Source organism: Pseudarthrobacter scleromae (assembly GCF_014644515.1).
GTDB classification, from domain to species: Bacteria; Actinomycetota; Actinomycetes; order Actinomycetales; family Micrococcaceae; genus Arthrobacter; species Arthrobacter scleromae.
Genome location: NZ_BMKV01000002.1, coordinates 682,667 through 691,202, shown reverse-complemented (window position 1 = coordinate 691,202; position 8,536 = coordinate 682,667). Strand labels below are relative to the sequence as shown.

The 8,536-nt window shown below is 67.6% G+C and carries 9 protein-coding genes; 3 read left to right on the top strand and 6 right to left on the bottom strand.

Annotated features, from left to right (window positions below; translation table 11 throughout):
* Positions 1 to 37 precede the first annotated feature (37 nt).
* Positions 38 to 901 carry an SDR family oxidoreductase gene (locus IEX33_RS08065; protein WP_188729159.1) on the bottom strand — a complete coding sequence of 288 codons (864 nt, stop codon included), beginning with the start codon at positions 899 to 901 and terminating at the stop codon, positions 38 to 40.
* A gap of 97 nt (positions 902 to 998) precedes the next feature.
* Between IEX33_RS08065 and IEX33_RS08060 the strand changes: the two genes are divergently transcribed.
* Both IEX33_RS08060 and IEX33_RS08055 read left to right on the top strand, forming a co-directional pair.
* A complete protein-coding gene (locus IEX33_RS08060; protein ID WP_188729157.1) occupies positions 999 to 1,391 on the top strand; it encodes a winged helix-turn-helix transcriptional regulator in 393 nt (130 codons plus the stop codon).
* Between the two features lie 192 nt (positions 1,392 to 1,583).
* Positions 1,584 to 1,847: a hypothetical protein gene (locus tag IEX33_RS08055; RefSeq protein ID WP_104188021.1), complete on the top strand. Its 264-nt coding sequence runs from the start codon at positions 1,584 to 1,586 to the stop codon at positions 1,845 to 1,847.
* 71 nt (positions 1,848 to 1,918) lie between these two features.
* On the opposite strand, the gene IEX33_RS08050 is transcribed toward IEX33_RS08055, so the two are convergent.
* Positions 1,919 to 2,668: a 3-hydroxybutyrate dehydrogenase gene (locus IEX33_RS08050; protein WP_188729156.1), complete on the bottom strand. Its 750-nt coding sequence runs from the start codon at positions 2,666 to 2,668 to the stop codon at positions 1,919 to 1,921.
* Positions 2,669 to 2,904: 236 nt separating this feature from the next.
* On the opposite strand from IEX33_RS08050, the gene IEX33_RS08045 reads away from it, so the two are divergent.
* A complete protein-coding gene (locus IEX33_RS08045) occupies positions 2,905 to 3,822 on the top strand; it encodes a LysR family transcriptional regulator (RefSeq protein ID WP_188729154.1) in 918 nt (305 codons plus the stop codon).
* Positions 3,823 to 3,850: 28 nt separating this feature from the next.
* On the opposite strand, the gene IEX33_RS08040 is transcribed toward IEX33_RS08045, so the two are convergent.
* The 4 genes from IEX33_RS08040 to IEX33_RS08025 are packed head-to-tail and all read right to left on the bottom strand — an operon-like array spanning position 3,851 to position 8,536.
* On the bottom strand, positions 3,851 to 4,768 hold the full coding sequence (locus IEX33_RS08040; RefSeq protein ID WP_188729152.1) for a spermidine synthase: 918 nt from the start codon (positions 4,766 to 4,768) through the stop codon (positions 3,851 to 3,853).
* 46 nt (positions 4,769 to 4,814) lie between these two features.
* Positions 4,815 to 6,353 (bottom strand): D-glycero-beta-D-manno-heptose 1-phosphate adenylyltransferase, encoded by a 1,539-nt coding sequence (rfaE2, locus tag IEX33_RS08035; RefSeq protein ID WP_188729150.1) that lies wholly within the window; start codon positions 6,351 to 6,353, stop codon positions 4,815 to 4,817.
* On the bottom strand, positions 6,350 to 7,777 hold the full coding sequence (locus IEX33_RS08030) for an aldehyde dehydrogenase family protein (protein WP_188729149.1): 1,428 nt from the start codon (positions 7,775 to 7,777) through the stop codon (positions 6,350 to 6,352). The genes rfaE2 and IEX33_RS08030 overlap by 4 nt, the downstream gene beginning before the upstream one ends.
* A gap of 42 nt (positions 7,778 to 7,819) precedes the next feature.
* Positions 7,820 to 8,536 carry an SDR family oxidoreductase gene (locus tag IEX33_RS08025; RefSeq protein WP_104188007.1) on the bottom strand — a complete coding sequence of 239 codons (717 nt, stop codon included), beginning with the start codon at positions 8,534 to 8,536 and terminating at the stop codon, positions 7,820 to 7,822.

Sequence of the window (8,536 nt, the reverse complement as noted above, 5' to 3'; positions counted from 1 at the left end):
CCGCACACGCCCAGTGCAAACGCAGGCGGTACGGCCGCTATACGGCGGCAGCGGCAGCCCGCACAGCCTCAGCCAGCGAGGTGGCAGGCCGTCCGATCAGCCTGCGCAGGTCCCCGCTGCTTACCAGGAGGTCCCCGCGGGCGATGCCCAGATCGGAGTCCGCCAGGATCTCCGCGAACGCCTCCGGCACTCCGGCCCCGGTCAGCAAGCCGGCGTATTCCTGTGCGGGCAAGTCGTTGTACGTGATGGTCTTGCCGGTGGCCGAGCTGATTTCGGCTGCGAGGTCCGCCATGCTGAAGGCCTCGTCACCGCCCAGTTCGTACACCTTGCCCGCCTGGCCCTCCGCCACGAGCACGGCAGCAGCGGCATGGGCATAGTCAGCACGCGCGGCGCCGCTGACCTGTCCGTCCCCTGCGCTGCCGGCGAGGGCGCCCTGGGCCAGGGTCCCGGGCAGCTGGTCCGTGTAGTTCTCGAGGTACCAGCCATTGCGCAGGAGGACGAAGGGCACCCCCGATTCCCGCAGGATGGCCTCCGTGGCCTGGTGCTCGGCTGCCAGCTTCATCCCCGTGCTGTCGGCGTTGGCGATGCTGGTGTAGGCCAACAACTCCACACCTTCCGCCTTCGCGGCTTCGATCACGGTGCGGTGCTGCTCCACCCGCTGGCCCACCTCGCTGCCGGAAATGAGGAGCAGCTTCCGGGCACCCTTCAGTGCCGCGGCCACGGAGGACGCGTCCGCGTAGTCCAGTGCTTTGACCTGCACGCCGCGCCCGGCAAGGCCTGCCAGCTTTTCCACGGAGCGCCCCGTGGCCACAATTTCCCCGGCAGGGACGTTGCGCTCCAGCAGGGCCTCGACGACGTGGCGGCCCAGCTGGCCGGTTGCTCCGGTGATGACGATGCTCATGAAATTCCTTCCGTAGGGTGTCTGACATGAAGCACAACCACACGCATTCCTGATTACTTCCTAAAAGAGAGTACGCACTTTCAGGTAAGGTACTCACATGGAAGTTAGTGCCAACAGCCATGCGGTCCAAGCGGCTCCCCTTCCGGTTGACCTTGCCGACGGCGTGTTCCCGGCCGGTTGCCCCAGCCGGACTGTGCTGGACCACGTCACCAGCAAGTGGGGCGTCCTTATCCTGCTTGCGCTTTCGGAAGGCGAGCAGCGGTGGAGCGACCTGCGTCGCAGGGCTGAGGGAATCAGTGAAAAGATGCTGGCGCAGACCCTCAAGACTTTGGAACGGGATGGCCTGGTCCGCCGGGATGCGCAGCCGGTTATTCCGCCCCGCGTGGATTACAGCCTTACCGAACGCGGCTACGAGCTGAGCGCACTGCTGGTTCCGCTGGTGGCATGGGCCTTCGAGAACGCAGAGGACATCGTCAACGGCAAGCGCTGAGCGCTGCAGCACCAGGTAAGTACCGGGTCCGTAAAAAGCGAGTACTTGTTACTGGTGTGACTGGTGTGATTAGCGCATAGCTTTGACGTAAGGTGCCAGCCGGAATGTGGAGGGCCGCCCTCTGCTGGGAACATTCCGGTTAACCTGCACCGCGAGTGAGCGGCCTGCGCCGCTTCCGAGGAGTTGGTACACATGGCCAAAGCCGTTGTCCGGGACCCATCAAGCATGGGCCGGCCCGTCAGCCTGACCAAGGTTGCAGCCCAAACATGGAACCGCATGCTGAAGCCCTTCGCCCCGCGGTCACCCTACAAAATCGGCGACGCCGTGGTGGCGGATGATCCGTTCAAGGGCCGTCGCGAGGGATTGGTGGTTTTTCAGCAGGGAACATCAGTGGGCGTGGATACCGTCCACGGCGTGTTCTTCTACGACCACCGGCAAATCAAACAGCTGGATTGAGTTTTTGTCCAGATATGCAGGCTGAAGGCCGGAAGCCGGCACATCTGGACAAAAACTCCCGCACCGGGAGGCTAGCGGGCCGACCAGCCGCCATCCATCGTGTAGCTGGCGCCGGTCACCATGCCCGCGTGGTCCGACGCGAGCCAGGCCACAAGAGAGGCCACTTCCTCCGGCTCCACCAAGCGTTTCACGGCGGACTCCGTGAGCATGATTTTCGCCAGGACTTCCGATTCCGGGATTCCGTGGACCTTGGCCTGGTCCGCGATCTGCGACTCCACCAGCGGCGTGCGCACATATCCGGGGTTGATGCAGTTGGAGGTGACGCCGTGCTCCCCGCCCTCAAGCGCCGTCACCTTGCTCAGCCCTTCCAGGCCGTGCTTGGCGGATACATACGCGCTTTTGAACGGGGAGGCCCGGATCCCGTGCACCGAGGAGAGGTTGATGATCCGGCCGAAATTGTTCGCATACATGTGCGGCAGCGCGGCCCGGATCAACAGGAACGGCGCCTCCAGCATGAGGGTGAGCAGCCGGCGGAAATCGGCTGGCTCGAAGTCCTCGATGGGACTGACGCGCTGGATCCCGGCGTTGTTCACCAGGATGTCGCAGTCAAGGCTCAGGGTGGCGAGCGATTCCACGTCCAACAGATCAACGGCCCAGGTGGTGCCTCCCACTTCATCCGCAAGTGCTTCCGCCGCGGCCGCGTCCACGTCCGCGATCACCACCTTGGCACCCCGGGCGGCGAGGGCCCGCGCGCTGGCAGCGCCGATCCCGCCCGCTCCCCCGGTAATCAGTGCCTTGCGGCCGTTCAACGTGTTTTCCATGGCAGTCCCCTCGGGCTTTCTAACAGATTTTCCGGTCGCTCATGCAGCGCAGCGTCTACCGGGGCAGGTCCGGCAGCACTCTCTGCCGGGCGCTGTTCAGCGCTCATGGGTTTCTCCTCCGTGTCCACGGCGACACGCGCTGTGATCTCCAGCACTAATGGCTCCACTGAGTCTTACTGCACGGACATGCGCCTTCAATAACCAAAGCAGCACGCGCTGTGTGCAGAATTGCAGATATGAACGTCAATCCGGATGACCTGCTGGTACTCCTGGCGGTGTCCCGCACCGCCAAATTCACGGCCGCCGCGCAGGCACTGGGCCTGAACCACACCACCGTCTCACGCCGGATCGCCTCCCTGGAGAAGGCACTCGGCGGTAGGGTCCTGGCCCGCGCCCCCGGAGGCTGGGAGCTGACCGACCTCGGAGCCCAGGCCGTCCAGGCCGCTGAGCAGGTCGAAGCGGTGGTGGGCGCCCTGGGACCCGCCGGACGGGCACCCGACCCAATTACCGGCGTCGTACGCATGACTGCAACGGACGGCTTCAGTGCCTACATCGCCGCACCCGCGGTGGCGCGGCTGCGCCGGAACCATCCCGGGCTCAGCGTTGAGGTGGTGACCATGACGCGGCGGGCGCTGCAGCAGCGCTCGGGCCTGGACATCGAAGTGGTGGTGGGCGAACCGCAGGTGCACCGGGCCGAGGCCATGCGGCTGGGCGAATACATGCTGGGGATGTACGCCTCGCGCGCCTACCTGGCCGAGCATGGCACGCCAGCCACGGTGGCCGAGCTCAATGACCACCCGCTGGTCTATTTCGTGGATTCGATGCTGCAGGTGGATGACCTGGACGCACCCCGCCGGCTGGTGCCCGCCATGCGCGACGGCCTCACCTCAACCAACGTCTTTGTCCACGTGGAGGCAACCCGCGCCGGAGCGGGGATCGGTTTCCTGCCCTGTTTCATGGGCGACCTCCATCCTGACCTGGTCCGCCTGCTGCCGGCCGAGATCGCCGAACTGCTGCCGTACTGGATGGTGCTCCGGCCGGATTCGCTGCGGCGCCCGGCGGTGGCGGCGGTGGTGCAGGCGCTGCGGGAACAGATGGCCGGACACCGGGAATGGCTGCTGGGCCGTGGAAAAACCTCTTCGGCTGCTCCGTAACTGTCGTTGTCGGGGGTGAGAACGACAGTTACGGAGCAATCGATGGGGTTGCGGGCGGATCGTGCCGCACCGGTGACCCCGCCGCGAAAGCCCGGACCTGGGCGTCGTCCCACAGGTGTGCCGGGACCGCGCCGCCCAGGAGCCGCCGGTGGAGTTTCGGGTCGTCGCCGAACGGGGTGTCGCTGCCCGCCATCACCATGTTTCCGTAGCGCCGGCCCTTCAGCATGGCAGGGTCCGCGATGATCACGGTGTGCTTGAAGGAAGCCGCAATAGTGGCGGCATCCTCCCGAGCGTTCTTCAGGTCCGGCGCGTCACCGGAGTTCACGACGTAAATCCCCCCGGGCGCAAGGACGCGCTTGGCGTGCCGGGTGAATTCCGCGGTGGTCAGGGGCCGCGGGGTGAGGGCTCCGGCGAACACGTCCCTGATGATGAAGTCGCGGGTGTCCGCCGTCAGGGCCTCGGTAACCTCGCGGGCCTCCCCCACGCGGAGCCGCAGCAGGGGCGCCTTGGGCAGGTCGAACCAGCCGCGGACGTATTCGGCCAGCTTGCCGTCCAGCTCCACCACCACCTGCCGCGCATCCGGGTAGGCGGCATGGAAGTACCGCGCCAGCGAGCAGGCTCCGCCGCCCAGGTGCAGCCCGCGGAGCTTCAGCCCGGAGGACGCTTCCGACGGCGGCCAGCGGGACTCGATGAGCGCCGCCATCCACCGCATGTACTCAAAGTCCAGGAACAGCGGGTCGGCGAGGTCGATATGGGAGCTCATGACGCCGTTGATCTTCAGGAGCCAGCCGGTGGAGTTGTCCTGGTCCGCGATCAGCTCGCAGTCTCCGGTATCGATGTAGTAGACGCCCTCAACCGGGCCGTCCGGCCGGGTCCCTTTGGGAACCTCCACCACGCCGGCCGTGGCACGGCTGCCGCGGCCCCCCGGCTTCCCGCGTTTCGCCATTACCCGTGCCCCGCTTCATTCAGCCCAACCAGTCCAGCTCTCAACCCTAGTTGGTCCGCACCGCCCCTTCGCCGTCCCGGATCTTGTTGACCACAGCCGTCGTGGAACGGTCGGCCACGTAGTCCAGGATGGCCACGCGGCCGCCGTACTCCTCCACGGCCGGGGTCTCTGCCAGCATCTCCGGGGTGTAGTCCCCGCCCTTGGCGTAGACCTCGGGACGCAGCTGCCGGATCAACGGAGCTGCGGTGGGGGTGTCGAAGACCGTCACGTAGTCCACGCAGCTCAGCGCCGCCACCACGGCCGCCCGGTCAGCCACCGCATTGATGGGACGGCCTTCACCTTTGAGCCGCCGCACGGAGTCGTCGCTGTTGAGCGCCACCACCAGGATGTCCCCCAGCTGTTTGGCCTGGTTGAGGTAGCGGGTGTGGCCGCTGTGCAGGACGTCGAAGCAGCCGTTGGTCAGCACGATGCGCTGGTCCTGGGCGCGGTGCAGCTCCAGCTGCCGTTCAAGCTCGCCGGCGTCCAGCGCGGTGTCCGCGAACGCCTTCAGGTAGCGGCTGAGCTGCGCCGTGCTGCAGACCGACGTGCCCGGCTGGTGGACCACGACGTCGGCCGCCGACTGCGCCAGGTCCAGGCTGGCCGTGAGGGGCAGTCCGGCCGACCTCGCAAGTGTCAGCGCGGCCACGAAGGTGTCACCGGCTCCCGATGCCTGTTTCTCGGCAGCCGGGCGGGCCCACGTCCGGTGCGTCACGCCGTCGGGCCTCAGCAGCACGGTTCCGTCACGGTCCAGGGTGACCACCACCGCCCCCGCACCCGTTGCCTCCAGCAGTGCCTCGGCGTGCCTGCCCACCTCCGCCACCCTCTCCTGTCCGTCCGGGAGCCGTACCTCCAGCATCCGCGCAGTTTCCTGCGCGTTGGGGGTTACCAGGTCCGGGTGGAGCGGCGCCCACGGGCGGGGGTCGTGGGAGTCAACCACCAGCAGCGGGCGGGCAGCGGACTCCGCGCCGTGCCTGCCGGCCAGGGCGTCCATCAGGGCGCGGCGGACGGGATCGGCCAGGACGCCGGTGCCGTAGTCGCAGACCATCACCGCCTGCTGGTGTTCGACGGCGGACCGCACCAACGCCGCGAGTTCGGCCAGCGCTTCGGCGGGCACGGAGCTGGCGGAGTCATCGATGCGAAGCATTACCTGGCCGCCACTGCTGATCCGGATCTTGGTGGTGGTGACCATGTCCGGGTGGTCGAGCAGGTGCGTGACATCGATCCCGGCTGCCACGAGCTGGTTGCGGAGGTCCACGCCGGCGTCGTCGGTGCCGATGATGCCCGCCACCGAGACACGGGCCCCCAGGGCAGCCAAATTCATGGCTGTATTGGCCGCTCCGCCGGGCACCGACTCGCGGCTCTGCACGTCCACCACCGGGGCGGGGGCCTCCCGGCACAGCCGCTCGATGCTGCCGTTCCACCAGCCGTCCAGCATGACGTCGCCAAGCACCAGGATGGCCGGCCGTTCCGCAGCGATCCGTCCCGGCAGCCACTCCGCGAGGGCGCGCTGCTGCGAAAGATCCGCCGTTTCCGGCGCCGTGGTCACGGCTGGTCCCTTGCCAGGGCAGCCGCCGGCGGCGCCGCAATGTGCACCACTTTCACCCGGCTGAACTCATCCAGGAGTTCGGGACCGTACCCGAAGCCGGCACCGCTGATGCCCCGCGGCTGGGCAGCCCCGCCGGGGGCCCCGCCGAAGACCTCGTTGATTTTCACGGTGCCAACGGGGAGGGTGGCCACTGCCTGCTGGATGTGGGCGATGTTGGCGGACAGCACCGTGGCGGCGAGGCCGTACTTGCCGCTGCACGCCAGCCGCAGGCCGTCGTCGAACGATGTCACCACCTGGACCGGGGCAACGGGTCCGAACGTCTCCTCCATCATGACCTCCATCCGCTCCGTGCATCCGGTCAGCACCGTTGCCGGGTAGAAGGAGCCCGGACCGTCCGGGAGCGTCCCGCCTTCCACCGCATGCGCTCCCTGCTGCAGCGCATCAGCCACGTGGGCGTGGACCGCGTCCCGCATCCGCCCGTCCACCAGCGGGGCCACCGTGCCATTGCCGTTCCGGAGTGCTGCCTCTGCCTCCAGCGCGGCGCAAAACTCCGCGGCGATGGCTTCATGGACATAGATACGTTCAACCGCCACACAGATCTGGCCGCTGTTGCTGAAGGCGCCCATGGCGGCCTGTTCTGCCGCCCATACGGGATCGACGTCGCGGTCCACCAGCAGGGGATCGTTTCCTCCGTTTTCCCGGATGACGTGTGCACCGGACTGTGCCCCTGCACGGGCAAGATGGGCACCGGCAGCGCTGGATCCAACGTGGGCGATGACGTCCAGGTCAGACTGTGCCAGAAGCGCGCCGACGCCCGCTCCACCGGTGATTGTCTGGAACACCCCGGGCGGGAACGCCGGGGCCAGGACCTCCCCCAGCGCCTCGCCGAGGCGCGGGCAGCGCTCGCTGGGCTTGTGAACCACCGTGTTGCCGGTGACCAGTGCGGCACCGATCAGTCCGCAGGCCACAGCGACGGGATCGTTCCATGGGGTCAGGAGCGCTGCCACTCCCCGGGGTTCCGCCACGGTGTAGTCCGACGCGAGCTGGCTTCCCCGCAGGCTGAGGCCGCGGTGGACAGGGCCAAGCTCGGCATACTGCTCCAGCGTGGACACACCGGCCGCGATCCCCGCCAGCGATTCGTCCACCGGCCGACCCGTTTCGCTGGCGTTGAGCCCGGCCAGTTCCCGGGCGGCGGCATCGAGCGCCCGCGCGGCGGTCCGGAGCGCGGCGCCCCGCTCCGACGGAGCGGTGGAGGCCCAGTCCGAAGCTGCGCTCCGGGCAACGTCCACGGCGCGGGCCACTGTTTCCGGTCCGGCCTCCGGCACGGTCCACAGGATGTCGCCGGTGCGCGGGTTGCGGATGGTGATCCCGGCTCGTTCTGCTGATTCGGTGCCTGTGGTTGTTTCGACTGCAGTGGTAGGCATGGTGTTCCTCCCGTCGGTTTCCGGTCTGGTGGTCTGTTGGATTTAGGGCCAGGAGCCCTCTTCCTCATGGCAGATCAGCATCTCGCGGACCTCGCATCCCGTGGGCTGTGACAGGGCGAAGAGGATTGCCTGCGCCGTATTGGCGGGGTCGTTGAGGCGCGAATCGTCCTGCGGCTTGTACTGCTCCGTGCGGTCATCGAAGAAGCGGGTCTTCATGCCCCCGGGGATCATGGTGGTCACACCGATTTCCCCGCCCGTTTCTGCTGCCAGCGCGTGGCTGAATCCCACCACGCCGAACTTGGAGGCGCAGTACGCGGTGGCATCGGCAACGGCCCGCTTCCCCAGGGTGGAGGCGACAGTCACCACCCGGCCGTGGCTGGCCTTGAGGTAAGGCAGGGCAGCCCGGACCACCGAGACCGTGCCCATGAGGTTCACTCCGATGACCTTTTCCCACTCCGTGGCTTCGACGTCCGCCAGTTTGCCGCAGCGGTCGATTCCGGCCGCGGTGACCACGGCTTCCAGTCCCCCCAGCGACTCGGCGGCTTCCTTCACTGCCGCTTCCACGGCCGCGCGGTCCGAGACGTCCACTTCGAAGGCCTTCACGGCGGAAACGCTGCTGATATCGCGGTCCAGCACCACCGGGGTGCCGCCTGCCTTGAGGACGGCGTCGACGACGGCGGCCCCCAGTCCGGAGGCACCTCCGGTAACGAGCACGCGGCCGGGGGTGTTGGTTGCGGGCGCATTCACTTCTGCAGTCAT

Excerpts from the sequence above, each read along its gene's own strand:
- IEX33_RS08025 (WP_104188007.1), bottom strand. The coding sequence starts at position 8,536 with ATGACTGCAGAAGTGAATGCGCCCGCAACCAACACCCCCGGCCGCGTG.
- IEX33_RS08065 (WP_188729159.1), bottom strand. The coding sequence starts at position 901 with ATGAGCATCGTCATCACCGGAGCAACCGGCCAGCTGGGCCGCCACGTC.
- IEX33_RS08040 (WP_188729152.1), bottom strand. The coding sequence starts at position 4,768 with ATGGCGAAACGCGGGAAGCCGGGGGGCCGCGGCAGCCGTGCCACGGCC.
- IEX33_RS08050 (WP_188729156.1), bottom strand. The coding sequence starts at position 2,668 with ATGGAAAACACGTTGAACGGCCGCAAGGCACTGATTACCGGGGGAGCG.
- IEX33_RS08045 (WP_188729154.1), top strand. The coding sequence starts at position 2,905 with ATGAACGTCAATCCGGATGACCTGCTGGTACTCCTGGCGGTGTCCCGC.
- IEX33_RS08055 (WP_104188021.1), top strand. The coding sequence starts at position 1,584 with ATGGCCAAAGCCGTTGTCCGGGACCCATCAAGCATGGGCCGGCCCGTC.
- IEX33_RS08030 (WP_188729149.1), bottom strand. The coding sequence starts at position 7,777 with ATGCCTACCACTGCAGTCGAAACAACCACAGGCACCGAATCAGCAGAA.
- IEX33_RS08060 (WP_188729157.1), top strand. The coding sequence starts at position 999 with ATGGAAGTTAGTGCCAACAGCCATGCGGTCCAAGCGGCTCCCCTTCCG.